Origin of the sequence: Leisingera sp. M523 (assembly GCF_025141335.1) — a bacterium.
Classification (GTDB): domain Bacteria; phylum Pseudomonadota; class Alphaproteobacteria; order Rhodobacterales; family Rhodobacteraceae; genus Leisingera.
Map to the genome: position 1 here is coordinate 1,636,971 of NZ_CP081036.1, position 25,537 is coordinate 1,662,507.

The window sequence follows — 25,537 nt, forward strand, 5'->3', positions numbered from 1 at the left end:
GCAGTGGAGCCGCACAGAATGTACGAAGCATTGATCCTGGGAGTCTTGTTGCTGGCCGGCGCCTCGGCAAGTGCTTATGACTTTGACCTGCCGCTGCCGGAAGAAGAGCAGCCCGATACAGAACCCACGGAAAATTCCGACCGCCTGCTGCTTGGCGATGAGGCGGACAGCATTGATGCCGGCAGCGGCAATGACCAGGTGCGTGCCGGTGGCGGTGATGATACGGTCTCCGGCGGCCTGGGGCTGGACATCCTGCAAGGCGAGGGCGGCGCAGATCTTCTGTCTGGCGGCGAATTCCACGACATTCTGCTGGGCGGTGCGGGCGCGGATGTGCTGGACGGCGAAGGCGGCAAGGATATCCTGTTCGGCGGCACCGGCGACGACACGCTGATAGGCGGGGACTGGGATGATGTGCTGGCAGGCGGCGAAGGTTCGGACGACTTGTCCGGCGGGCGTGGCAACGACAATCTCTTTGGCGTCAGTGTTGACCCGGAGCCGGACGCCGGGACACTGAAATCTCTGCGCGACGGCAAGGTGCTGGCAGAGAATATTTTTGCCCTGTCCGCGGATGATGAGGCTGACACGCTGGACGGCGGCGATGGCAACGACTTCCTGGCCTTGGGGGCAGGGGATACCGCCATTGGCGGCAGCGGCAAGGACGTGTTTGAGCTGCACCTCGATCAAGGCACAACCGGCGTTATCACGATCGGGGATTTTGAGGCCGGCACCGATACCGTTCGGGTCGCTGGCGGCAATACCGGCGGCTTCAGCATCCAGCGGGAGGAAGACAGCGGCGATGCTCTTGTCCTGGAGAACGGCAAACTGGTTGCAAGGCTGCTGGGGGCCGGCGACAGTTTTGCCTTGGAAAACCTGGGCTTTTTGGGCAATGCATCCGCGAATGCAGGCTGACCCGGCCTGAATAGCCACCGGTTTCGCGGCTGTGATTGCAGACCTGATTTCACTGTTTCCCCTTGGAGAACAAACCGTTTACGGCAATTTTTAGGCAAAATAACAACAAAATCTGGACCAATTTGAAGAATTCCCGTAGCTGAGTTGTGATGTATTTCTGCTTTCTACTTTTGGGGGACTAAATGATTGGCGCACTTGTTCTAAGCACATTGGCAGTTGCCGGCCTGGCGATCAGCTTTGATGACGGCGATGATAACGCGCCCGAGCCGGATCCCATTGATGAAAACCCTGAACCTGTACTGCCGGGAACCCTTCCTACGGATGGGCCGGACGATCTGGTCCTGGGGGATGAAGACGATGTTCTGGACGCAGGAACCGGGGCCGACCGGGTGCAGGCCGGCGGCGGCAATGATCAGATCTCGGGCGGCGAGGGCAAAGACACAGTTCTGGCAGGCGACGGCAGCGACACGGTGTCCGGCGGCGCGTTTCATGATCTGATTTACGGTGGCAACGGCAATGACCTCCTGTCCGGCGACGGCGGCCTCGACACGATTTTCGGTGAAGGCGGCAACGATACGCTGGACGGCGGCGACTGGAACGACTCGCTGGTTGGCGGCCTGGGCTATGACAGCCTGACAGGCGGCATCGGAAACGACGTTCTGATTGCCGGCGCCGGAAAAGACGTGGCCTATGGCGGCGAAGGCAACGATACTATCTCCGGCGGCGAATTTCACGACATTGCCTATGGCGGTGCCGGAAACGACTCGATTTCCGGCGATGGCGGTATTGATGTTCTGTTCGGCGACGGCGGCGACGATACGCTGGACGGCGGTACCTGGGATGACGACCTGATCGGCGGCGATGGCGCGGATGTTTTGAATGGCGGCGCCGGCAATGATGCTCTGAGCGGGGTAAACCTGACGCGGGACCTGACACCGGAAGAGGTTGCCAGCCTGCGTGACCAGGATGAGGGTGCAACGCTTGAGGGCGTCGGATTCTCCAACGCGGCAGATGGCGCCGATACGCTGGATGGCGGTGCCGGCAATGACTTCCTGCTGATGGGCGCCGGCGATACCGGAACCGGCGGCGAAGGTCAGGATGACTTCGGCCTGTATATGTCGCAGGACGCAACCGGTGTCATCACCATCACCGATTACACAGCGGGCGAAGACGTGGTTCAGCTGGTTTTTGACAATGGCAGCGAAACCGTGAATGCCGACGACTACAGTGTTGAAAATGATGCGGAAACAGGCGATGCGCTGATCCTGCAGCAGGGCGAGGTTGTGGCCCGGTTGCAGGGGGCCGGCGATACCTTTACCGCCGATGACCTGGTGCTGATCGACGCGGCGTAAAACCCCGCATCCGTCACGAAACAAAAAAGGCCTGCCGCAACAGAATGCGGCAGGCCTTTGTGATGAAAAGAGCCTTCAGCTTTTAACCGTTGGCTTCGCGGATCTTGTCGGCAGCATCCTTGTCAAAGGCGATGCTGTTCTGTTCGAACATGCCGTCCAGCTCGCCTGACAGGGTCATCTCGGTGATGATGTCGCAACCGCCGACGAATTCGCCCTTGATGTAAAGCTGCGGAATGGTCGGCCAGTCGGAGTATTCCTTGATGCCGGAGCGGATGTCCTCATCCGCCAGCACGTTCACATCGGTGTAGTCAACGCCGATGTAGTTCAGCACGCCCGCCACGCGCGAGGAGAAGCCGCACTGGGGCATTTCCTTGGTGCCTTTCATAAAGAGCACCACGTCGCTGGCTTTGACGGTTTCGTCGATGCGGGATTTTACGTCGGTCATTGGTTCATGTCCTTTTCGTCGTGCCGCCGTGGGTGGACCGGCAGAAAGTCGTTGAGCGCGAGATATGCCACAATTGGCAGCAATAAAAGGGCCGCAGCCGGAGAAACTTGATTTCCCGCAAATTCAAGCAGCCAGCCCAAGCGGATTACTCCGGCGCTTTTGTCGTCAGGGCCAGGGCGTGCAACTCGCCATCGGGGCCGTCCATCTTGCCTTTCAGCGCGGCATAGACGGCGCGCTGCTGCTGGACGCGGTTCTTGCCACGGAAGCTTTCATCGACGACCATGGCGGACATATGCACGCCGTCGGTGCCAGCCACTTGGATTTCAGCGTCGGGGAAGCTCTCGCGCAGCAGTTCTTCGATTTCATGGGCTTGCATAGGCATCCGGGGAAGTCCTTTGTCTTGTTTGGTAAAAATGTAGGTTGGTGCCGGTTGCTGTGCAAGCGGGATTAGCCGCGGTCTTGTGCAAAGGGCGCGATTGTCTCGACGAATTCCGGCACCGCCGCCAGGGCGTCCTGCACCGCATCCTCCTCAAAATCCCAGATGGAGGAAGCCTCATCCGGGCACATTGCTGCAGTCAGTTGGTTGCAACGGTTGCGCAAGTCCTGGGGCAGCTGCAGCGCAGCGGCCTCCTGCAGCACCAGAAGCGCTTCGTGGATGGGCCGCAGCACCCGCAGGGCGTGGGTCATATGGCTCAGCAGGTCGGGGTCATCCTGCCAGGTTTCGCCGTCAAACAGCACTTGCGTAACCCTCTGGCCGGCCCCGGCGCAAGAATAGGCGACGCAGCCGCCAAAGCCGCAGGCAGCCAGGCCGGAGTGAATGCTGCATCGGAAATCCGGAGCGAGGTTGGGGCAGGGGGTATCTGCCTGTTTCAGCAGGCCAAAGTCCTCATGCGCCTCAAACGGATAGGCCACACAGCACAGACCTGCGCAGCGGCTGCAATCCTCTGTCAGCTCAGGAAGGGTCATGGGCCGGTCCCCGGTTCAAAACAAAGGGCGGGACGGCTGTGCCACCCCACCCTAAGCATCAGTCTGCTGCGGCGCCGGATCAAAGGCGCCGCGTGTTTCCATCAGGCGACAGCAGCGGCAAAGCTGGAGCGGAAGATGTCCTTCAGCTCGGCCAGCGGCGCCTCGGATCCGCCGATCTTGACCATGTCGCCGCCGAACTTGCCGACAGTAACCAATGGCACACCGGCCTGGCCGGCGGCCAGCATCAGCGCCTCGGCCTGATCAAAGTTGCAGGCGATCAGGTAGCGCGCCTGGTCTTCGCCGAAGACAGTCTGGGTGTCGCCCGCGTCAATCTGCACGCCGACGCCGGCTTCCTCGGCCAACTCGAACGCCGCCAGCGCCAAGCCGCCGTCGCCAAGGTCGGTGCAGGCTTTGATGAAATCGCGGTTGGCGCGGATGAATTCGCCGTTGCGCTTCTCAGCCTCCAGATCGACCGCCGGGGCGTCGCCGTCCTCGCGGTTAAAGACCTCGGCCAGCAGCGCCGACTGGCCCAGGTGGCCAATGGTTTCCCCCACCAGCAGGGCGACATGGCCTTCGCGGGCTTCGCCGGTGATCGGCTCTTCGCCCGCGGCAATCAGGCCGACGGCGCCGATGGTCGGGGTCGGCAGGATGCCCTTGCCGTCGGTCTCGTTGTACAGCGACACGTTGCCGGAGACGATCGGCATATCGAGCGCCGCAACCGCCTCGCCGATGCCCTTGATGGCGCCGACGAACTGGCCCATGATCTCGGGTTTTTCGGGATTGCCGAAGTTGAGGTTATCTGTTGTTGCCAAAGGCTTGGCGCCCACAGCTGTCAGGTTGCGGTAGGCCTCGGCCACCGCCTGTTTGCCGCCCTCATAGGGGTTCGCCATGACATAGCGCGGGGTCACGTCCGAGGTGAAGGCCAGCTTCTTATCCGTGCCATGCACCCGGACAATGCCGGAACCGGCGCCGGGCCGGCGGGCGGTATCGCCCATCACGGTGGTATCGTATTGCTCATAAACCCACTGCTTGCCCGCGTAGTTGGGCGAGGTGAGCAGCGCCTTGAGGCCATCAATCGGGTCGATGGTGGGCACGTCGGCGTCGGTCAGCGGTTCAGCCGCCGGGGTCGGGACCCAGGGGCGGTCGTATTCTGGCGCGGTGGAGGCCAGTTTGGACAGTACCAGATCCGCCTTCACGTCACCGTTGTGCAGGATCAGGAAACGGTCTTCGGCAATGGTCTCGCCGACGATGGCAAAGTCCAGGTCCCATTTCTCGAACACCGCACGCGCTTCGGCTTCCAGCGACGGCTTCAGCACCATCAGCATGCGTTCCTGAGATTCCGACAGCATCATCTCATAGGCTGTCATGTTCTCTTCGCGCTGCGGCACGTCTTCCAGGTTCAGCTTGACGCCCAGCTTGCCCTTGTCGCCCATTTCCACGGCCGAGCAGGTGAGGCCAGCCGCCCCCATGTCCTGGATCGAGATCACAGCGCCGGTCTGCATCAGCTCCAGCGTGGCCTCCATCAGGCGCTTTTCGGTGAAGGGATCGCCAACCTGAACGGTGGGGCGTTTTTCCTCGATGGTGTCATCGAATTCTGCCGAGGCCATGGTGGCGCCGCCGACGCCGTCACGGCCGGTCTTGGCGCCCAGGTACACAACCGGCATGCCAACACCCGACGCGGCGGAATAGAAGATGGCGTCGGTTTTTGCCAGGCCCGCAGCAAAGGCGTTCACCAGGCAGTTGCCGTTATAGGCGGGATGGAAGCGGACTTCACCGCCCGCGCAAGGCACGCCAAAGCAGTTACCATAACCTCCGATGCCCTCAACCACGCCGTTGACCAGCTGACGGGTCTTGTGGTGGGACGGCTCGCCAAAGGACAGCGAGTTCATCGAGGCGATGGGCCGCGCGCCCATGGTGAAGACGTCGCGCAAGATGCCGCCAACCCCGGTTGCCGCGCCCTGATAGGGTTCGATGTAGGAGGGGTGGTTGTGGCTTTCCATCTTGAAAACAACGGCGTCGCCGTCGCCGATATCGACGATGCCGGCGTTCTCGCCGGGGCCGCAGATCACTTGCGGGCCGTCGGTCGGCAGGGTGCGCAGCCATTTCTTGGAAGACTTGTAAGAACAGTGCTCGTTCCACATCGCCGAGAAGATGCCCAGCTCGGTGAACGTCGGCTCGCGCCCGATGATTTCCAGGATCAGATCGTATTCGTCGGGCTTCAGCCCGTGATTGGCAATCAGTTCAGGCGTGATGGCGGGTTCCTGCATCCGTAAACGTCCCCAATGGCTGCGATTGCGCGCCTTTTAGGGCAAGGAGGGGCGCGGGGGAAGCGGAATTAGACGAATTCCGGCCAGATGCCGGCCAAGGCGTCTTTGCGCCGCAGCGGCTGGCCTGCTGAGCCGGGTTAAGCTTTAGTCTTTTCAAAGCGGTAGAATTGCGGGCGCGGAGCCGGACGGGCGCTGAAATTACAAGCATGACGAAAGTCCGCACTGGTTGGAAAAAGAAAGGAAAAGACTTTGTTTTTTTCGTGCTGCTATCCCAAAGCATGTCCGGACCCAATGGCGGGCCGCCGCAAGCTGTCAGGATCAGGGCACGCTTATCCAGACCGCCTGTCGATCAATACCCCTTTGGGGCCAATGTGTTACGGTCAAAAAAAAGGCCGAGCACTAAGCTCGGCCGAAGTCCAACAGGGAGGTATGAAGGGGGGCGAAGCCGCCGCCTCCATGAGCTTCATTTAGGGCGCCGGGCCTGCCCCTTCAAGGGGATTAATGTCAAAGAAGGGTCAATGCTGGTATGCGGAAATTGCATGGCTTGGGGTGCTGCACCGGTTCAAACAATTCAAAACGGGCCACGCCGCTGCATTGCAGCGCGAGTTTAGCCCGTTGATGCGCTGGTTCAGTTCAGAGTTTGCCCAGCTCTTTCATGTGTTTCCGGTGCGCCATGATTTCGGATTGCACAAAGTCGCGGAACGCGCCGACCCGCTGCGAATGGCGCAGTTCTTCGGGATAGGCGAGGTAGACCGGAACGCTGTGCTGATCCTCTTCCGGCAGCACCTCGACCAGTTGCGGGAATTCCTCGGTCACATAATCCGGCAGGATACCGACACCCAGATTGTGCAGCACCCCCTGCAGCACGCCGAAGTAATTGTTCACCGTCAGCAGCGATCCCGGGTTATGCGCCATCAGCATTTTACCCAGCACCGCGGCTGAGCCCACCTGTGCGGACCGCTGGTTCTGGCAGATCAGCCGGTGCTGGGAAATATCTTCAACGGTTTCCAAGGTGCCGCGCTGTTCCAGATAAGACGGCGAGGCATAAAGCCCCATCCGCACCGTCATCAGCCGTTTGCGCACCAGATCTGCCTGGCTCGGCTCCTTCATGCGGATGGCCACATCAGCCTCGCGCATCGGCAGGTCCAGAACACGTTCCTCCAGCATCAGGTCGATCTTCAGATTGGGGTATTGTTCATACAGTTTGGTCAGCCGTGGCGCCAGCCAAAGGGTACCGAAACCCACGGTGGTAGTGACACGCAGTTCGCCGAACACTTCCTCCTCGCTGTCGCGGATGCGGGCAGAGGCGGCTTCAAGCCGGGTGGACATGGATTGGGTGGCGTCAAACAGCAGCTCACCCTGTTCGGTAAGAATCAGTCCGCGTGCATGACGGTGGAAAAGCGTCGCATTCAGGCTTTCCTCCAGCGCCCGGATCTGACGGCTGACCGCCGATTGCGACAGATTCAGCCTGTCACCGGCATGGGTCAGGCTGCCCGCATCGGCCACCGCGTGAAATATTCTGAGCTTATCCCAATCCATATGCGTTACTTTCTGTGCGTTTGGGGCCGACTGTATGAAATCTTAGTTATGTATCAGTTTCGCTGACGCAAGCGAGCAAAAACGAAAAAAAAGCGGCTATTCAGGTCAGTATTTATGACCTATTCTTGGGGGCAGAAAGTGCAAGCTAATCCCGGTTGAGGAGGCCACGATGAGCACGCCGAAAATCTCACTTAATGATAAATACGACCTGACGAAATCGCCGGTGCTGCTGAACGGCACCCAGGCGCTGGTGCGGCTGATGCTGATGCAAAAGCACCGCGACCAGGCGGCAGGTCTCAATACCGCCGGGCTTGTCACCGGCTACCGCGGTTCGCCCTTGGGGGCGGTCGATTTGCAAATGAGCAAGGCCGAAAAGCACTTGAAGGCGGCGGATGTCACCTTTCAGTACGGGCTGAACGAAGACCTGGCTGTGACCGCCCTGTGGGGTGCGCAGCAGGCCGAGGTCCGCGGCGAAGGCAAATACGACGGTGTCTTTGGCCTGTGGTACGGCAAGGGGCCGGGTGTCGACCGCTCGGGCGATGCGATCCGCCATGCCAATATGGCCGGCTCGTCAAAACATGGCGGCGTGCTGTTGGCGATGGGCGATGACCACACCGGCGAAAGCTCCACCGTGCTGCACCAGTCGGAATGGTCGCTGCTGGACTGCTACCTGCCGATCGTCAGCCCGGCGGGTGTTCAGGAAATCCTGGACTACGGCATCTATGGCTATGCGTTGTCGCGCTTCTCGGGCCTGTGGACCGGCCTTAAGACCATGAAAGACACGATTGAGGTCACCTCGGTTGTGGATGCAAACCCGGACCGGATGCAGCTGGTCACACCGGAATTCGACATGCCGGCCGACGGGCTGAACATCCGCCTGGACGACGACCGCTTCCGCCAGGAAGACCGGATTATCGACTACAAGCGTTTTGCGGCAGAGGCCTTCAGCCACGCCAACAAGATGGACAAGCGCATGTGGGGCAAGCCCGGCGCCAAGATCGGCTTTGTGGCCGCGGGCAAGAACTGGCTTGATCTGGTGCATGCGCTGAAGCTGCTGAACATCGACGAAAACATGGCCGAACGGTTGGGGCTGACCACCTATAAGGTGGGTCAAACCTGGCCGATGGACATGAAGGGTTTCCACGATTGGGCCGAAGGGCTAGATCTGATCGTAGTGGTCGAGGAAAAGCGCAAGCTGATCGAGATCCAGATCAAGGAAGCGATCTTTGACGACCGCCAGGGCCGCCGGGTCTATGGCTGGTACAAGGGCGGCGCCGGCAGCATGCACCGCGAGGAGCTGTTCCCAACCCGCTATGCGCTGGACCCGATCATGATCGCCGAAAAACTGGGCGGCATCCTGATTGAGGAAGGCCGCGAGACCGAGGCCATCCGGGCCGGCCTCGAAAACCTGTCAGAGGCCCGCCGCGCCGACAACGCCGAGGAAATCGCAACCCGCTTGCCCTACTTCTGTTCCGGCTGCCCGCATAACTCGTCAACCAAACTGCCGGACGGTTCCCGCGCCTATGCCGGCATCGGCTGCCACTTTATGGTGCAATGGATGGACCGCGAGACCACCGGCTTCACCCATATGGGCGGCGAAGGTGTCAACTGGGTGGGCGAGGCGCCGTTTTCCAACCGCAAGCATGTGTTTCAGAACCTCGGCGACGGCACCTATAACCACTCCGGCGTGCAGGCGATCCGGGCCGCATTGGCCGAAGGCACCAACATCACCTACAAGATCCTCTATAATGACGCGGTGGCGATGACCGGCGGGCAAGCTGCCGAGGGCGGGCTGACCGCGCAACAGATCGCGCATGAGCTGACCGCGATGGGCGTCAAAACCATGGCCGTGGTCTATGACGAGAAGGAAGACGTCGACGCGTCCCTGTTCCCGGCGGGCATGCGGATGCATGAACGCGCCGAAATGATGAAGATCCAGCGCGAGTTCGAAGAGGTCGAGGGCGTTTCTGCCATCATCTACATCCAGACCTGCGCGGCTGAGAAACGCCGCCGCCGCAAGAAGGGCCAGTTCCCGGACCCGGATCAGCGGGTGTTCATCAATACCGACGTCTGCGAAGGCTGCGGCGATTGCGGGGTGCAGTCGAACTGCGTCTCCATCGTGCCCAAGGACACCGAACTGGGCCGCAAACGCGCCATTGACCAGTCGTCGTGCAACAAGGACTTCTCCTGTGTCAACGGCTTCTGCCCGTCCTTCGTGACGGTCGAGGGCGCCAAGATCCGCAAGGAAGCTACCGCCGACATCGACCTGCCGCATCTGCCAAAGCCGGAACTGCCGGAGATTGACGGCACCCACAACGTGGTAATCACCGGCGTCGGCGGAACCGGTGTTGTGACCATCGGCGCCATTCTGGCACAAGCCGCACAGATTGACGGCAAGGGTGCTGGGCTGATGGAAATGGCCGGCCTCGCCCAAAAAGGCGGCGCAGTGCATATCCATTGCCGGATTGCCAACTCACCCGATGATATCTCGGCGATCCGCGTCGCCACCGGCGAGGCGCATGCGCTGATCGGCGGTGACCTGGTGGTGAGTGCGGGGGCCAAGACCCTTGGCCTAACCTCTACCGGCCAGACCGGCGCAGTGGTGAACAGCCACGAAATCATCACCGGCGAGTTCACCAAGAACACCGAGTTCAAGGTGCCGTCGGACCGGTTGGAAGTGGCGCTGCAGGCCCGCTTGCGCGACCGGGTCGATTTGTTCGACGCGTCCGAACTGGCCCGCGCCACCATGGGGGATTCGATTTTCTCCAACATGATGGTGTTCGGCGGTGCCTGGCAGCGCGGCCTGGTGCCTGTCAGCCATGAGGCGGTCGAGCAGGCCATCACGCTGAACGGTGCTGCTGTGGAGCGCAACCTGCGCGCCTTCGATATCGGCCGCTGGGCGGTTCTGCACCCCGAAGACGCAGCCCGTCTGAGCCAGCCGGACGCATCAGAAGAGCCGAAAACCCTCGAGGAGAAGATCGCTTTCCGTGCCGATCATCTGGTCGCATATCAGGGCAAAGGTCTGGCCAAGCGTTATGCCAAGCTTCTGGAGGGCGTCAACGATCCCGCGCTGAAAGAGGCGGTGGCAAAGGGCTATCACAAGCTGTTGTCCTACAAGGACGAATACGAAGTCGCCCGCCTGCTGCTCGACAGCCGCGCCAAGGCGGAGGCGGAGTTTGAAGGCGACCTCAAGCTGTCCTATCACCTGGCTCCGCCGATGTTGGGTGGCACCGATGCGGACGGACGCCCGAAGAAGCGCAAGTTCAGTGCAAGCATGGAGCGCGGGTTCCGCCTGCTGGCCAAGCTGAGATCCTTGCGCGGCACACCGCTCGACATTTTCGGCTACACCGAGGAACGCAAGATGGAGCGCGCCCTGATCAAGCAATATGAAGCGGACATGATGAAGTGGCTGCCGAAAGCGGCGCCGGACATCATGGAGCCTCTGCTGGCATTGGCTGAATTGCCGCTCTCGATTCGCGGTTTTGGTCCGGTGAAGATGGCAAATGAGCAGAAAGCCGCGAAGCGCCGTGAGGAGCTGCTGGCAGCCCTGCGCCAGGGCGGCGTGCCGCTGAAACAGGCGGCAGAGTAACCAGGGGCAGGGCGGGACACTCCCGCCCGCTCCGGACCATCCGCAGGATGATCCTTCCCGGTTGGGCCCGGCGCCGCGCTGACGCGCGGCGTTTGCCGTTCCGCCGCTTCTTTCTGGTCCTGAATACCCCGGGGTCCGGGGCAGCGCCCCGGTCTGGCTTTGCAGCAACGATAGTTGCGGCGTTCTGGCGCCAATGGCCAAAGACACAAAAGCACTTATGGATTTCTTTCGCAAAGCGACGTATGAGCTTTCTTCAGTACCGCTCAAATCCTACGGGTACGGGGTTGAGTTCGAAGAGAAACACCACGCGTGAGAAGGCGACATGGCTGTAGGCATCTTTGATTCAGGACTGGGCGGGCTGACCGTCCTTGACGCCGTGCAGAAACGTCTGCCGGATTTGGATTTCCTTTATTACGGCGACAACGCCCGCGCGCCTTACGGTGTGCGCGATGCCGAAGATGTCTATCAGCTGACCAGGGCTGCGGTCGAAGATATGTGGAGCAAAGGCTGCGATCTGGTGATCCTGGCCTGCAACACGGCCTCTGCGGCGGCGCTGCGCCGGATGCAGGAGGGCGGGCTGCCCAAGGGCAAACGGGTGCTGGGGGTTTTTGTCCCTCTCATTGAAGCGCTGACAGAGCGGCAGTGGGGCGACAATTCGCCACCGCGCGAAGTCGAAGTGAAACACGTTGCGCTGTTTGCCACGCCTGCAACTGTCGCCAGCCGCGCCTTTCAGCGGGAACTGGCGTTCCGCGCCATCGGCGTCGATGTCGAGGCCCAGGCCTGCGGCGGTGTGGTGGACGCAATCGAGGACGGCGACATGATCCTCGCCGAGGCCCTGGTGCGCTCCCATGTGGATGCCCTGCAACGTAAAATGCCGCATCCGCAAGCCGCCATTCTGGGCTGCACCCATTACCCGCTGATGGAGCAGACTTTCCAGGCGGCATTGGGGCCGGGGGTCAAAGTGTTCAGCCAGGGCAATCTGGTTGCGGACAGTCTGGCGGATTACCTGGCACGGCATCCCGACATGCACGGTACTGGTGCCGGCGGTTTCTTCACCACCGGAAACCCGGGCCGTGTCAGCGACCGGGCGACCCAGTTTCTCCGACGGGAAATCACCTTTCAGGCCGCCTGAGACCAGACCGTTCGGAACCTTGTTCCAGGTCAAAGTGCACGGGCGCATTTCCACCTAATTCTCTCCGCAGATGGCTGCGGAACGGCATATCACATCGAAAGACGAGGTCTGACATGACCCATAAAGTGGCTATTCTTGGCGCTTCCGGCTACACTGGCGCCGAACTGGTGCGGCTGATTGCCCAGCATCCGAACATCGATATTGCGGCGCTCTCTGCCGACCGCAAGGCTGGCATGACGATGGCGGAAGTTTTCCCGCATCTGCGCCATTTGGAACTGCCGGTATTGTGCAAGATCGGCGAGATTGACTTCTCCGGCATAGATCTGTGCTTCTGCGCTCTGCCGCATAAGACCAGCCAGGAAGTGATTGCGGCACTGCCCGCAAACCTGAAGATCGTGGATCTGTCGGCAGACTTCCGGCTGCGTGATCCGGCGGAGTATGAGAAATGGTACGGCAACCCGCACAGTGCCCTGGAACAGCAAAAAGAGGCTGTCTATGGCCTGACCGAGTTCTACCGGGATGAGATCAAGTCCGCGCGTCTGGTGGCCGGCACCGGCTGCAACGCAGCCACCGGTCAGTTTGCCCTGCGCCCGTTGATTTCGGCTGGGGTCATTGATCTGGACGACATTATTCTGGATCTGAAATGCGCCGTCTCAGGCGCCGGCCGGTCGCTTAAGGAAAATCTGCTGCACGCAGAGCTGAGCGAGGGCTACAATGCCTATGCCATCGGCAGCACCCACCGGCATCTGGGCGAATTCGATCAGGAGTTCAGCAAGATCGCGGGCCGCCCCGTAAAGGTGCAATTCACCCCGCATCTGCTGCCAGTCAATCGGGGCATTCTGGCGACCGTCTATGTAAAAGGTGACGCAAAGGCGATTCATGAGACCTTTGCCAAGGCTTACGCAGATGAGCCCTTTATCGAACTGCTGCCCTTTGGCGAGGCCCCCAGCACCCACCATGTGCGCGGCTCCAACTTCTGCCATATCGGTGTGGCACAGGACCGGATCGAAGGCCGGACCATTGTGATCGCCGCACTGGATAACCTGACAAAAGGTAGCAGCGGCCAAGCCTTGCAGAACGCAAACCTGATGTTAGGTGAGACTGAGACCGAAGGTCTGATGATGGCGCCGCTGTTCCCCTGATCCGGGGGGCGGCGCAGGCAGGGACCTTGAAGTGAGGACACCATGAAGAACCTGAAGAAACAGCGCCGGATCCAGGTCATTGCCGTTGCCGCAGTGGCTTTGGTGGTTGCAACCGCCCTGATCGGCTATGCCATGCGCGACGGGATCAACTATTTCCGCTCGCCCAGCCAGGTGGCCGAGGCACCGCCGAAACCGTCCGAAGTTTTCCGCATCGGCGGGCTGGTTGAGGAAGGCACGCTGCAGCGCGGCCAGGGTGAAACCGTGCGCTTTGCGGTCACTGATGGCGGTGCGACGGTACAGGTTGCCTATACCGGTGTGCTGCCGGATCTGTTTGAAGAGAACCAGGGCATGGTCGGCACCGGGCGTTACGTGAATGGTGTCTTTGAAGCCTCTGAGATTCTGGCGAAACATGACGAGACCTATATGCCCAAGGAAGTCATGGACGCGTTGAAGGCGCAAGGGGTCTATCAGGAGCCTGAAACCTGAGACCGGTCTCTGAGCAAATGGCTCCCGCCCCAAATGCGCCTCCCTTCGGGGAGGCGTATTGCGTTGGGCCGGGCGCCGCGCGGTGCGCGGCGCGGCAGCGTTCCTGAGGCGGTGTTGCGCAGTATGCGTACGCCGCTGTCAGGAGATCTTTTCGTATTGTCACGATGATTGCCTCACCAGAAAAGGGTGAGGTTCGATGCAGAGTGTAAAGGAAATCGCCGCTGAGATTGTGGCGCGGGAAGGCGGCTTTGTGAATGATCCGGATGACCCCGGCGGCGTCACCAAATACGGTGTGACCATTGGAACCCTGCGGCGGCTGGGGCTGGATGTGACCGGCGACGGGGATGTGGACGCCGGGGATGTGAAGGCGCTGACCCGCGCGCAGGCCGTGGCCATTTTCATCCGCCACTATTTCGAAGCGCCCCGTATCGCCAGCCTGCCGGAGTGCCTCCAGGCCACGGTCTTTGATATGTATGTGAATGCCGGCAGCAACGCGGTGCGCATCCTGCAGCGATTGCTGCGCGATATGGGGTACAGGGTTGCGGTGGACGGCACAATCGGACCGCAGACGGCAGGCGCCGCCGCCGATGCTGCCACCGTTGATGCGATGGGCCTGCGCGACGCCTATGGCATCGCGAGGCGCAATTATTACTTCCGTCTAGCGGACCGTCGGCCGGCCAGCCGGAAATATGCCCGCACCCGTGCCGGCGGCAAAGGCGGCTGGATCAAACGGGCCGAGGAATTCATCTCGCCGAACTACCATCTGAACCAGCAGGCCTTTCAGGAAAGGATCGCGGCATGGGGATGATCTCAGACATTCTGGGGCTTGTTTTTGGCAGCCAGCGTAATGTCTTGCGGGAAACTGCCGAAGTCTTTCGCGAAAACGCCGAAGCCGGCGCCGGCCGCGCGCATGAGGTGCAGATTACAGCGCTTGGCCAGTTTGGCACCGAATTCCAGCAACCCGCAAAAGGCTGGTTTGACCGCCTTATGGATGGGGTGAACCGGCTGCCGCGCCCAATGCTGGCATTGGGGACGCTGGCGCTGATGGTTTCGGCGCTGAGCGACCCGGTGTGGTTCGCCGCCCGGATGCAGGGGCTCGCGCTGGTGCCGGAACCGTTGTGGTGGCTGCTGGGCGTTATTGTCTCCTTTTATTTCGGGGCGCGGCATCAGGTGAAGGCACAGGAGTTTCAGCACGGACTGGCGGCCAGCATGGCCCGGGTTCCCCAGGCCGTCGAAAACATCGCCGCGCTGAACAGGCTGCGGGCCGCTTCACCTGCGGCGGCCTCCACCGGAACTGACGCCGCAGCGCGTCTTCAGGCCACGGGCGCAGAGGAGAATCCGGCGCTGGAAGCCTGGAAAGCCCGTCGCGGCTGATCACATTTTAGCGGCTGCGGCGGCATGGCGCGGCGAATGCCATTGGCGCCCGCAACAGACAGGCGTATAGGAAAATACATGATTACAGAGCTTGGCCACTTCGCCCTTATCCTCGCCTTCATGATTGCCATCGTGCAGGCCGTTATCCCCTTGATCGGCGCGCATAAGCGCTGGCCCGGCTGGATGGCCGTGGCGGAACCGGCGGCACAGGCGCAGTTCCTGTTCACCGCCTTTGCCTTTGGGGCGCTGACCTGGGCGTTCATCACCTCTGATTTCTCGCTGAAGCTGGTGACGCTGAACAGCCATTCGGCCAAGCCGATGCTTTACAAGATCTCCGGCACTTGGGGAAACCACGAGGGATCGATGCTGCTGTGGGTGCTGATCGTTGCCCTGTTCGGGGCCATGGCCTCGGTGTTCGGCGGCGGGCTGCCGCCGACGCTGAAGGCGCGGGTTCTGGCGGTGCAGGCAGCGATTGGCGTGGCGTTTTATGCCTTTATCCTGTTCACGTCGAACCCGTTCCTGCGTCTGGCAGTGCCGCCGTTTGACGGCCAGGATCTGAACCCGCTGCTGCAGGATCCGGGCCTCGCCTTCCATCCGCCGTTCCTCTACCTTGGTTATGTCGGGCTGAGCATGGCGTTTTCCTTTGCCGTGGCCGCCCTGATCGAAGGCCGCATTGATGCCGCCTGGGGCCGCTGGGTGCGGCCCTGGACGCTGGCGGCCTGGATCTTCCTGACCATCGGTATCGGGCTGGGCTCCTGGTGGGCCTATTACGAGCTGGGCTGGGGCGGGTTCTGGTTCTGGGACCCGGTTGAGAATGCTTCGTTCATGCCCTGGCTCTTGGCGGCTGCGCTGCTGCATTCCGCCATCGTGGTGGAGAAACGAGAGGCGCTGAAGAGCTGGACCATCCTGCTGGCCATCCTGGCCTTTGGCTTCTCTCTGATCGGGACGTTTATCGTGCGCTCGGGTATCATCACCAGCGTGCATGCCTTTGCCAATGACCCGGAACGCGGCGTGTTCATCCTGTTCATCCTGGCCTTTTTCACCGGCGGCGCGCTGACGCTGTTTGCCGCCCGCGCACAGGCGATGGAGGCGAAGGGCGTCTTTGGCATGGTCAGCCGCGAAAGCGCGCTGGTGGCCAATAATATCCTGCTGGCGGTCAGCTGCTTTGTGGTCTTCTTCGGCACTGTCTGGCCGATCCTCGCGGATATGCTGCTGGACCGCAAGCTGAGCGTCGGCCCGCCGTTCTTCAATTCTGCCTTCACCCCCTTCATGATCGCGCTGGGGCTGATCATGCCGGTTGGCGCCATGCTGCCGTGGAAACGCGGGCGGATCGGGCGCACCGCTTGGCAGCTGCGCTATGTGTTTGTGCTGGCAGTGTCGCTGGGCGTGCTGGCCTGGGCGATGCAGACAGGCAAGTCCGCGCTGGGGCCGGTCGGGCTGTTCCTCGGATCCTGGATGGTGTTCGGCGCGCTGGCCGACCTGTGGCTGCGCAGTGGCAAATCGGGCCGCCTGCAACGGATGCTGCGGCTGCCGCGCGCCGATTGGGGCAAGGCCGTGGCCCATGGCGGGCTGGGCATAACCATCTTTGCCATCGCCGGCCTGACCGCCTGGGAGCAGGAGGATATCCGCGTGGCCCGCATCGGCGAACCCTTTGACGTCGGTGCCTTTACCCTGATGCTGACGGATGTCAGCCGCGAACAGGGGCCGAATTACTTCACCACCAAAGGCCGGGTCGAGGTGACACGCAACGGCCAGCCCGAGGCAGTGATGTTCCCGGAAAAACGCGACTATCCGGTCAGCCGGATGCCAACCACCGAGGCTGCGATTGATTACCGTGTCACCCGCGACCTTTATGTGGTGCTGGGCGATCAGCAGGCCGATGGCAGCTGGACCATGCGCACCTATATCAAACCCCTTGCCAACTGGATCTGGGGCGGCTCGATCCTGATGGCGCTTGGCGGGCTGCTGAGCCTTAGCGACCGGCGCTTCCGCGTCGCTGCCGGTGCGCGCAAATCACCCGGAGCAGGAGTGCCGGCAGAATGATGCTGCGAATAATGATCCTGGCCGTGGCCGCGTTGCTGGCCGTCTCGGTGCTCGCACCGGCGCCTGCACTGGCGGTGGAGCCGGATGAGGTCCTTTCGGACCCAGCGCTGGAAAGCCGTGCGCGGGAGCTGTCCAAGGACCTGCGTTGTCTGGTTTGCCGCAATGAAAGCATTGATGAATCCAATGCCGAACTGGCCCGCGATCTGCGTGTCCTGGTGCGCGAGCGGCTGGTGGCGGGCGACAGCGACGGCGAGGCGATGAGTTTTATCGTCGACCGTTACGGCGAGTATGTGCTGCTGCGCCCCACCACCGGCGGCGCCAACTGGCTGTTGTGGGCTGCAGGTCCGCTGATGCTGCTGGCCGCCCTTGTGATCGCCGTCTTCTATGTGCGGGGACGCGCCCGCGCGCCCAAGGCTGCCGAGCAGGGGCTGAGCGCCGACGAGCAGGAGCGGTTGCGGAAAATCCTGAAGGATTGACGCCGGGTCCGGCTTTCCGGCAGGCGGGCTTTCCGTCACCATACCGGCAAACGGCCAGGCACACGCGTTTCTGGCCCCTGAACGCAAGTTACGTGAGGCACTCCGATGGACTATAAGGAAATCCTGTTTTCTCTGCAGGACGGGCTGGCGGTTGTCACCCTGAACCGCGAAGCGCGCAAGAACGCGCTTAACAGCCGGATGCGGTCCGAGATCACCCATGCGATGCGCATGGCGTCTTCCGAGGCCCGCGCTGTGGTGCTGACCGGGGCAGGCGATGCGTTCTGCTCGGGTCAGGATCTGAGTGACGCAGGCAGCAATGGCGGCCAGCTGGATCTGGAGCGCACGCTGCGCGACGAATACCTGCCGATGCTGCAGGCGATTTATGACTGCCCGGTGCCGGTTGTGGCAGCCGTCAATGGCGCCGCTGCCGGGGCAGGGGCCAATCTGGCGCTGGCCGCCGATGTGGTGATCGCCACCGAGAGCGCGTTTTTCATGCAGGCCTTCAGCAAGATCGGCCTGATCCCCGATGCCGGCGGCACCTGGTTTCTGCCGCGTCAGATCGGCCTGGCAAAATCGATGGGGGCAGCCCTGTTTGCCGACCGCGTCAGCGCCCGGCAGGCCTGCGACTGGGGGATGATCTGGGAAGCGGTGCCGGACGCCGAGTTCGAAGCGCATTGGCGCGCCCGCGCGGAATATCTGGCCAGCGGCCCCAGCAAAGCCTTTGCCGCCACCAAATCCGCCCTGCGCGAAAGTTTCGGGCGCACCTTGGCCGAGCAGCTGTCGGAAGAAGCGCATCTGCAGGGCCAATGCGGCAAGACCCGGGATTTTCTGGAAGGCGTGACCGCCTTCATGGAAAAGCGCCCCGCGAAGTTCGAGGGGCGCTAAGGGGCTGGGGGACCTGGGGCGTTCGGCCCCGGTCCGCTCCTTACTCGATTATCCGAACCTGGACGGAATTCTCTGAAACCAGCCCGCCAGCACCTTGCAGCCGGGCAAAAACCTCGCCATTGGCCAGCAACAGCGCGTCCTGCGCGTCGCTGGTTTCGTCCTGTTCGGATTCAACGGTGATTTCGGGCGCTGGTCCAACCCCATCGTGATAATAGACGATCATGTCGTGATCGCGGTCATAGTCAGTCACAACCACAGGATCATCGCCCGCCTCGATCCAATCACCCAAAGCCAGATCATCATAACCTTCGCCCAGCGTTACGGTATCGCCTCTGCCTGCGACAACATTGTCGTCGCCGAACCCAGCCCGGATAACATCGGGGGCCTCGTCTATATCCTGGCTGACGTCGTATTCCAGTATGATGCGGACGTCCGGGTCGTCGTTGGCGACCCATTCTCTGCCGGCTTCCAGTACATTGTCCGGATCAAAGGCGCTGGTCGACACAATGAAGTCGTTGCCTGCATCCCCAATCAAGGTGTCGCTGCCCTTGCCGTCAATGATCGTGTCATGGTCGGAGCCACCCCGCAGGAAGTCGTCGCCTTCGCCGCCAACCAGCAGATCCTGTCCGCCTTGGCCGAATAGCCGGTCATCCCCGCCATTGCCAGCCAGAATGTCGTGACCTTCATTGGCAAAGATCGTGTCATCCTTGGATGCACCGGAAAGGTCGTCGTTGCCCTTGGTTGCATCTGCGGACGTGTCGGCGGCAGGTTCTGAATCGTCATCCGAGTCCAGAACTGCAAATGTGCCCGCGGCTAGGGACAAGCCAAGCATAACCAGTAGTTCCATTCCGTGAATCCCGTTTTTCTTTGGCGCGCAGCCTGGAGCATTCCGCTTGCATGCCATTCCGCCAAAGCGTGAAATTTGTTAAAAATAAATATTTAATTGAGGATTATTAGTCAATATTTTCAGGGTATTGTGCGATTTATGCAAAAAATTGGCCGGGATCTCCAGCATTGTCGCCACTCACGCAAGAATTCTACTGACAAGTAGGCGGTGCCAGGCCGGGATCAAACCTTGTCAGCCGCCAGTTCAGAAACAGTTCAGAATAAAAAACGCCCCGCAAAATGCGGGGCGTTTGGACGTTCATTGCAACTGGCGGTCAGCGTTTTTCGATGTCGATGTAATCGCGCATGGTCTCGCCCAGATACAGCTGGCGCGGGCGGCCGATCTTGTTCTGAGGGTCAGCGATCATCTCTTTCCACTGCGAGATCCAGCCGACAGTGCGCGACAGCGCAAAGATCGGGGTGAACATCGACGTCGGGAAGCCCATCGCCTCAAGAATGATACCCGAGTAGAAATCGACGTTGGGGAACAGTTTCTTCTCGATGAAGTAGGGGTCGTTCAGCGCGGTCTGCTCCAGTTCCTTGGCAACCTGCAGCAGCGGGTTGTCCTCGACGCCGAGCAGGTCCAGAACCTCGTCCGCGGATTGCTTCAGCACGGTCGCACGCGGGTCAGTGTTCTTATAGACGCGGTGGCCGAAACCCATCAGGCGGAATGGATCGTTCTTGTCCTTGGCGCGTGCGATAAATTCAGGGATGCGGTCGACCGAGCCGATTTCCTTGAGCATTTCCAGGCAGGCCTGATTGGCGCCGCCGTGGGCCGGACCCCAGAGGCAGGCAATGCCGGCCGCGATACAGGCAAACGGGTTTGCGCCCGAGGAGGATGCCAGGCGCACGGTTGAGGTCGAAGCGTTCTGTTCGTGATCCGCGTGCAGGGTCAGGATGCGGTCCATCGCCCGGCTCAGAATCGGGTTCACGTGGTATTCCTCAGCCGGAACCGAGAAGCACATGTGCAGGAAGTTGGCCGCGTAATCCAGATCGTTCTTCGGATACACAAACGGCTGGCCGATCGAGTATTTATAGGCCATCGCGGCAATGGTCGGCAGCTTGGCGATCAGACGCACGGCGGCAACTTCGCGCTGCCACGGATCGGTGACGTCCAGCGAGTCGTGGTAGAAGGCCGACATCGCGCCGACCACGCCAACCAGCGTCGCCATCGGATGCGCATCGCGGCGGAAGCCGCGGAAGAAGTTGTGCATCTGCTCATGCACCATGGTGTGACGGGTCACACGGGTCTCGAAATCCTCCAGCTGGGTGACGGTCGGCAATTCGCCGTATAGCAGCAGATAGCAAACCTCGAGATAATGGGACTTCGATGCCAACTGGTCGATCGGGTAGCCGCGGTGCAGCAGTTCGCCCTTGTCGCCGTCAATATAGGTGATGGTGCTGTCGCAGCTGGCGGTCGAGGTGAAGCCCGGGTCATAGGTGAACACACCTGCCTTCGCGTAGAGCTTGCGGATGTCGAGAACATCGGGCCCGGCCGTTGGCGAGAAAATGGGCAGCTCGTAGGTTTCGCCATTCAGGCTGAGCGTGGCAGATTTCTGTGTCTCGGTCATGGATGTCCCTTCCTGTTACAGGCACGAGAGCGGCCGTGCAGGCGTCTTCATGCGGGGCAGCGCCTGCGCGGAGTCGCGCAGGGGTTGTGTTATCAAAACAGGCTTACCCGGGAGTTAAGGACCGGTCTCAGCCTGTTGCGTCTTGGAGCCGGGCAATGGTTTCATCGCGGCCCAGAATCAGCATCATATCGAACACCGAAGGCGTTACCGCCCGGCCCGCCAGTGCTGCCCGCAAAGGGCCTGCCAGCTTGCCGAACTTGGTATCATGGGCTTCTGCAAATGCGTTCAGAAGCGCCTCCAGATCGTCACGGACCCAGCTAGCATTTTGCAGCTGCGGCGTCAATTCACCCAGTATACCATCGGATACAGAAGATAGCGCCTTTTCCGCCTTCGCATCCCGGTCAATTGGCCGTGAGGTAAGGATAAAATGCGCTTTTTCAAGCAGTTCAGGGAAGGTGCGCGCCCGGTCCTTGAGGCAATACATCGCAGCCTCCAAACCCTGTGACTGCGCGTCATTCAGGGCAGTTTCTCCGGCTGCGTCCAGATAAGCGCTGATTTCATGCCGCAGTGCGGCGTCGTCGCTAACGGCGATATGCTGACCGCTGAGATTCTCCAGCTTCTTGGTGTCGAACCGGGCCGGGCTTTTGCCGATACCGTCAAAGTTAAACCACGCCTTGGCCTGATCGTCCGTAAAAAATTCGTCATCGCCATGCGACCAGCCCAAACGGGCCAGATAGTTGCGCATGCCTGCCGCCGGATAGCCCATTGCCTGGTATTCCTGCGCGCCCAAGGCACCATGACGTTTGGACAGTTTTTTGCCGTCCGGCCCGTGGATCAGCGGGATATGCGCCCAGACCGGCACGTCCCAGCCCATCGCCTCATAGATCATCATCTGGCGGGCGGCGTTGTTCAGGTGGTCGTCGCCGCGGATCACATGGGTGACGCCCATATCGTGGTCGTCGACCACAACCGCCAGCATGTAAACCGGCGTGCCGTCCGAGCGCAGCAGGATCATGTCATCAAGCTGATCATTCCTGATGGTGACGTCGCCCTGAACCTCATCTTTGATAACGGTAACGCCGCTTTGCGGCGCTTTGATGCGGATCACAAAAGGTGCATCCGGGTGGCTGGACGCATCGGCGTCGCGCCAAGGTGAACGGTAGAGGGTGGATTTGCCCTCGGCCTTGGCTTGTTCACGGAAGGCGGCAATTTCGTCCTGGCTGGCAAAACACTTATAGGCTTTGCCTTCGGCCAGCAGCTGTTTCGCCACTTCGGCGTGGCGCGCAGCACCTTCAAACTGGCTGATCACCTCGCCGTCATGGTCCAGGCCCAGCCATTCCATGCCCTGCAGAATGGCGGCGGTTGCCTCGGGCGTGGAGCGCTCGCGGTCGGTGTCTTCAATGCGCAGCAGGAACTTGCCGCCGCGGCCCCGGGCATACAGCCAGTTGAACAGCGCAGTGCGGGCGCCGCCGATGTGCAAGAAGCCGGTGGGAGACGGCGCGAAACGGGTGACAACCGGTTGGGTCATGAGCAGGATTTACCTTTTGGAAACCATGTGAGGTTTAGAGTTTCAGCCTGTCTACCGGGCCAGAAGGCGGGGGGCAAGCATGCGGCCGACCACAGCCATCGCAGACCTGCTGCAGGCGCAGCGGGGACATCTGTTCCCCTGGACCCCGGTGTTTCTAGGGGCCGGGATCGGAGCCTATTTTTCTTTGAAGTTTGAGCCAGGCGCCGCCGCGTTTGCCGGGCTGGCGATCTGTGCGCTGTTGATGGCAGCCGGTGCTATGTCCCGGTGGTCGCTGGCATTTTTGCTGTGGGCGCCGGCACTTGCAGCAGCGGGGCTGTGCCTGGCCGGGGCACGGGCGCACCGGGTGTCGGCTCCGGTCCTGGATTTCCGCTATTACGGGGCGGTAGAGGGACGTGTCGTGGCTGTCGACCGCTCGCCGACCGACGCCCTGCGGCTGACTCTGGATCAGGTTCGGCTGGACCGGGTGGCGGCGGAAAATACACCGTCCCGTGTCCGCATATCATTGAAAGCGCTGGAACAGGTGCCGCCGCCCGGCGCCAGGGTCATGACCACCGCGCATTTGCTGCCGCCGCAAGGGCCTGCCGAGCCCGGCGGGTTCGATTTCCGCCGCCATGCCTGGTTCAAGCAGTTGGGCGGTCTGGGATACACAAGGGTTCCGGTGCTGCTGGCAAAGCCACCCGGCCAAGGCCTGCCTGTGGACCGCCTGCGCCGGAATATGGCGCAGGGCTTGCAAGACCGTATAGCAGGTGAGACGGGCGGGTTTGCAGCCGCAATTACCACCGGCGACCGCAGCGGCGTGGGGCAGCAAACGCTGACTGCCCTGCGGCAAAGCAACCTGGCGCATCTGTTGGCCATCTCGGGATTGCATATGGGGCTGCTGACCGGATTTGTCTTTGCTGCGCTGAGAGTTGCGTTCAATCTGATACCTGTCCTGGCCCTGCGCTGGCCGGTCAAGAAATTGTCAGCGCTTGCGGCGCTGATTGCCGGCGCGGGGTATCTTGCCTTGTCAGGCGGCAACGTGGCGACAGAGCGGGCCTTTGTCATGGTGGCGGTGATGTTTGGCGCTGTGCTGCTGAACCGGCGTGCGATTACCCTGCGCGCGGTGGCGGTTGCCGCATGGATAGTGCTGCTGCGGCGGCCGGAAAGCCTGCTGAGCCCTGGTTTCCAGATGAGTTTTGCCGCGACGGCTGCGCTGGTCGCGGTCTTTGCCGCGTTGCGGGACGGGGAGGTTCCGCTGGGGCCGCGATGGCTGCGGCCGGTTCTGGCGCTGGTGATTTCCTCTGCAGTGGCCGGCGCGGCAACCGCCCCCTTTGCCGCCGCGCATTTCAACACGGTGCCGCATTACGGTCTGCTGGCGAACCTGCTGTCGGTGCCGGTCATGGGGTCGGTCGTCATTCCGGCTGCGGTTCTGGCGCTGTGCCTGGCGCCGTTCGGCCTGGAAATGATCGGGCTGACAGTTATGCGATGGGGGCTGGACTGGATCCTGGCAGTTGCGCAGGCCGTCTCGGAATTTGAAGGGGCGCTGTCGCATGTGCCTGCGCCCAGCCACTGGGTGCTGCCGCTGTTTGCTGCGGGCATGTTGTTTGCGGTGATCTGGCAAGGGCGGCTGAGGCTGGCAGGGCTGCTGCCGGCAGCATGCGCGCTGCTGATGTGGAGCGCGGCAGAGCGTCCTGTTGTCCTGATTGCGGATTCCGGCGGGCTGATTGGCGTGATGGCGCCGCAAGGCCGGGCCTTGTCCCGGGCCAAAGGGCAGGGGTTTACTGCGAAAATCTGGCTGGAGAATGATGGCGACCCGGCAGGACAGATCGCCGCCGCGGCGCGCTGGAGGCGTGAAACAGAGGCTTTGCCGATTTGGCAAGGGCTGGGATTCCGGCTGGTTCATGCGCCTGGGAAACGTAAGCTCGTGCAGGCAAGTAACTGTAAAAAGGGAGATATCATCGTTTCCACGGTCACGGCGCAAACGCCGGAAAACTGTCTGTTGCTGACACCGGCAGTGATGCGTCAAACGGGCAGCATTGCCATGACCGCAACAGGCGGCATACAGACATCCCGCAGTGTGTCGGGACAGCGGTTGTGGACTGGATGGCAGCCGGAGGGGGTTGAAATCAGCCGCCTCCGGAGGATTCTTGGCCAGGAAAACCCTTAATAAGTGCGGATCAGCCCAACCAGCTGGCCCTGGATCTGCACCTGATCTTCCGGGTAGCGCCGGGTTTCATAGGCCGGGTTGGCGGCTTCCAGCGCGATCATGCTGCCCTGGCGCTGGTAGCGTTTCAGCGTGGCCTCGTGCCCCTCGACCAGTGCAACAACGATATCGCCGTTATCTGCAGTACCGGTTTCACGGATCACCACGATGTCGCCGTCATTGATACCGGCCTCGATCATTGAGTCGCCCTTTACCTCCAGCGCGAAATGCTGGCCGTTTGGTGCGATCATGCCGCCCGGAACCGCCACCTGGTGTGACACCTGGCTGATCGCCTCTATTGGCACACCTGCGGCGATGCGGCCCATAACGGGCAATTCCACCGCAGCCAGGCGCATTGGGTCTGCGGCGGCAGGGGCAGGCGCCGCGGGCTGCGCTTGGCCGCCGTCGATCACCTTTGGTGCAAAGCCTTGCGGGTCCGGCCCGCCGCCCAGGCTTTCCGGCAGGCGGATAATCTCAATCGCGCGGGCACGGTGCGGCAGGCGGCGGATGAAGCCGCGTTCTTCCAGTGCAGTGATCAGCCGGTGAATGCCTGATTTCGATCTTAGGTCCAGTTCGACCTTCATTTCATCGAAACTGGGCGGCACACCGTCACGCTGCAGGCGTTTGTGAATGAATTCCAGCAGTTGCAGTTGCTTTTTTGTGAGCATCGCCGCTCCCTCCGCGCCTCGGGTTTTCTTTTGTTCTACGCATGTTCCCGTTTTGTGTCAATATCGCAGTCCCTGGCGTGGTGCAGAAGAGAACGCGC

At 61.5% G+C, this 25,537-nt stretch carries 22 protein-coding genes and 1 pseudogene; 13 read left to right on the plus strand and 10 right to left on the minus strand.

The genetic code is table 11. The features are described 5' to 3' along the window. Positions 1-18 precede the first annotated feature (18 nt). Both K3557_RS08155 and K3557_RS08160 read left to right on the plus strand, forming a co-directional pair. The gene (locus K3557_RS08155; protein WP_259999008.1) at positions 19-909 is read left to right on the plus strand and encodes a calcium-binding protein; all 891 of its coding nucleotides are present in this window, start codon (positions 19-21) and stop codon (positions 907-909) included. Positions 910-1,091: 182 nt separating this feature from the next. Then, on the plus strand, positions 1,092-2,261 hold the full coding sequence (locus tag K3557_RS08160) for a calcium-binding protein (RefSeq protein ID WP_259999010.1): 1,170 nt from the start codon (positions 1,092-1,094) through the stop codon (positions 2,259-2,261). 82 nt (positions 2,262-2,343) lie between these two features. Here K3557_RS08160 and grxD read toward each other — a convergent pair whose 3' ends face one another. The 6 genes from grxD to K3557_RS08190 form a co-directional block, all read right to left on the minus strand. Next, positions 2,344-2,706: a Grx4 family monothiol glutaredoxin gene (gene grxD / locus K3557_RS08165; protein ID WP_259999012.1), complete on the minus strand. Its 363-nt coding sequence runs from the start codon at positions 2,704-2,706 to the stop codon at positions 2,344-2,346. After that, entirely contained in the window at positions 2,703-2,846 is a 144-nt protein-coding gene (locus tag K3557_RS08170) for a hypothetical protein (RefSeq protein WP_259999014.1), read from the minus strand. The genes grxD and K3557_RS08170 overlap by 4 nt, the downstream gene beginning before the upstream one ends. Before the next feature lie 5 nt (positions 2,847-2,851). Further along, complete coding sequence (locus K3557_RS08175; protein WP_019297755.1) at positions 2,852-3,088, minus strand: BolA/IbaG family iron-sulfur metabolism protein; 237 nt, start codon at positions 3,086-3,088, stop codon at positions 2,852-2,854. Between the two features lie 65 nt (positions 3,089-3,153). Next, a complete protein-coding gene (locus tag K3557_RS08180; RefSeq protein ID WP_259999016.1) occupies positions 3,154-3,672 on the minus strand; it encodes a hypothetical protein in 519 nt (172 codons plus the stop codon). Between the two features lie 101 nt (positions 3,673-3,773). Continuing rightward, positions 3,774-5,939: a phosphoribosylformylglycinamidine synthase subunit PurL gene (gene purL / locus K3557_RS08185; protein WP_259999017.1), complete on the minus strand. Its 2,166-nt coding sequence runs from the start codon at positions 5,937-5,939 to the stop codon at positions 3,774-3,776. A gap of 633 nt (positions 5,940-6,572) precedes the next feature. Next, positions 6,573-7,478 carry a LysR family transcriptional regulator gene (locus K3557_RS08190; RefSeq protein ID WP_259992063.1) on the minus strand — a complete coding sequence of 302 codons (906 nt, stop codon included), beginning with the start codon at positions 7,476-7,478 and terminating at the stop codon, positions 6,573-6,575. A 169-nt stretch (positions 7,479-7,647) separates the two neighbouring features. Here K3557_RS08190 and K3557_RS08195 point away from each other — a divergent pair, with 169 nt between their 5' ends. From K3557_RS08195 to K3557_RS08240, 10 genes and pseudogenes are all read left to right on the plus strand, one after another. Then, entirely contained in the window at positions 7,648-11,067 is a 3,420-nt protein-coding gene (locus K3557_RS08195) for an indolepyruvate ferredoxin oxidoreductase family protein (protein ID WP_259999019.1), read from the plus strand. 181 nt (positions 11,068-11,248) lie between these two features. Beyond that, positions 11,249-11,380 (plus strand): annotated as a pseudogene (locus K3557_RS08200) (acyltransferase); the annotation flags it as partial. A 9-nt stretch (positions 11,381-11,389) separates the two neighbouring features. Then, the gene (gene murI / locus K3557_RS08205) at positions 11,390-12,199 is read left to right on the plus strand and encodes a glutamate racemase (protein ID WP_259999022.1); all 810 of its coding nucleotides are present in this window, start codon (positions 11,390-11,392) and stop codon (positions 12,197-12,199) included. A gap of 113 nt (positions 12,200-12,312) precedes the next feature. Then, a complete protein-coding gene (argC, locus tag K3557_RS08210; RefSeq protein WP_259999024.1) occupies positions 12,313-13,341 on the plus strand; it encodes an N-acetyl-gamma-glutamyl-phosphate reductase in 1,029 nt (342 codons plus the stop codon). Between the two features lie 42 nt (positions 13,342-13,383). Further along, on the plus strand, positions 13,384-13,827 hold the full coding sequence (ccmE, locus tag K3557_RS08215; RefSeq protein ID WP_259992070.1) for a cytochrome c maturation protein CcmE: 444 nt from the start codon (positions 13,384-13,386) through the stop codon (positions 13,825-13,827). A 196-nt stretch (positions 13,828-14,023) separates the two neighbouring features. Next, positions 14,024-14,635 (plus strand): holin-associated N-acetylmuramidase, encoded by a 612-nt coding sequence (locus tag K3557_RS08220; RefSeq protein ID WP_259999026.1) that lies wholly within the window; start codon positions 14,024-14,026, stop codon positions 14,633-14,635. Then, on the plus strand, positions 14,626-15,201 hold the full coding sequence (locus K3557_RS08225; protein ID WP_259999028.1) for a holin family protein: 576 nt from the start codon (positions 14,626-14,628) through the stop codon (positions 15,199-15,201). Before K3557_RS08220 ends, K3557_RS08225 begins: the two co-directional genes overlap by 10 nt. A gap of 78 nt (positions 15,202-15,279) precedes the next feature. Next, on the plus strand, positions 15,280-17,244 hold the full coding sequence (locus K3557_RS08230; RefSeq protein ID WP_259999030.1) for a heme lyase CcmF/NrfE family subunit: 1,965 nt from the start codon (positions 15,280-15,282) through the stop codon (positions 17,242-17,244). Then, a complete protein-coding gene (locus K3557_RS08235) occupies positions 17,241-17,720 on the plus strand; it encodes a cytochrome c-type biogenesis protein (protein WP_259999032.1) in 480 nt (159 codons plus the stop codon). The genes K3557_RS08230 and K3557_RS08235 overlap by 4 nt, the downstream gene beginning before the upstream one ends. Before the next feature lie 105 nt (positions 17,721-17,825). Beyond that, positions 17,826-18,605 (plus strand): enoyl-CoA hydratase-related protein, encoded by a 780-nt coding sequence (locus tag K3557_RS08240; protein ID WP_259999034.1) that lies wholly within the window; start codon positions 17,826-17,828, stop codon positions 18,603-18,605. A 40-nt stretch (positions 18,606-18,645) separates the two neighbouring features. On the opposite strand, the gene K3557_RS08245 is transcribed toward K3557_RS08240, so the two are convergent. From K3557_RS08245 to gltX, 3 genes are all read right to left on the minus strand, one after another. Beyond that, on the minus strand, positions 18,646-19,452 hold the full coding sequence (locus K3557_RS08245; protein ID WP_259999036.1) for a calcium-binding protein: 807 nt from the start codon (positions 19,450-19,452) through the stop codon (positions 18,646-18,648). A 313-nt stretch (positions 19,453-19,765) separates the two neighbouring features. Then, entirely contained in the window at positions 19,766-21,061 is a 1,296-nt protein-coding gene (locus tag K3557_RS08250) for a citrate synthase (protein WP_129370948.1), read from the minus strand. Between the two features lie 127 nt (positions 21,062-21,188). Further along, positions 21,189-22,589 carry a glutamate--tRNA ligase gene (gene gltX / locus K3557_RS08255; protein WP_259999039.1) on the minus strand — a complete coding sequence of 467 codons (1,401 nt, stop codon included), beginning with the start codon at positions 22,587-22,589 and terminating at the stop codon, positions 21,189-21,191. Positions 22,590-22,668: 79 nt separating this feature from the next. Between gltX and K3557_RS08260 the strand changes: the two genes are divergently transcribed. Next, complete coding sequence (locus K3557_RS08260; RefSeq protein ID WP_259999042.1) at positions 22,669-24,735, plus strand: ComEC/Rec2 family competence protein; 2,067 nt, start codon at positions 22,669-22,671, stop codon at positions 24,733-24,735. Here the strand turns inward: K3557_RS08260 and lexA are convergent. Then, on the minus strand, positions 24,732-25,439 hold the full coding sequence (gene lexA, locus K3557_RS08265) for a transcriptional repressor LexA (protein ID WP_259992086.1): 708 nt from the start codon (positions 25,437-25,439) through the stop codon (positions 24,732-24,734). The two genes, K3557_RS08260 and lexA, sit on opposite strands and share 4 nt — an antisense overlap. Between the last annotated feature and the right edge of the window lie 98 nt (positions 25,440-25,537).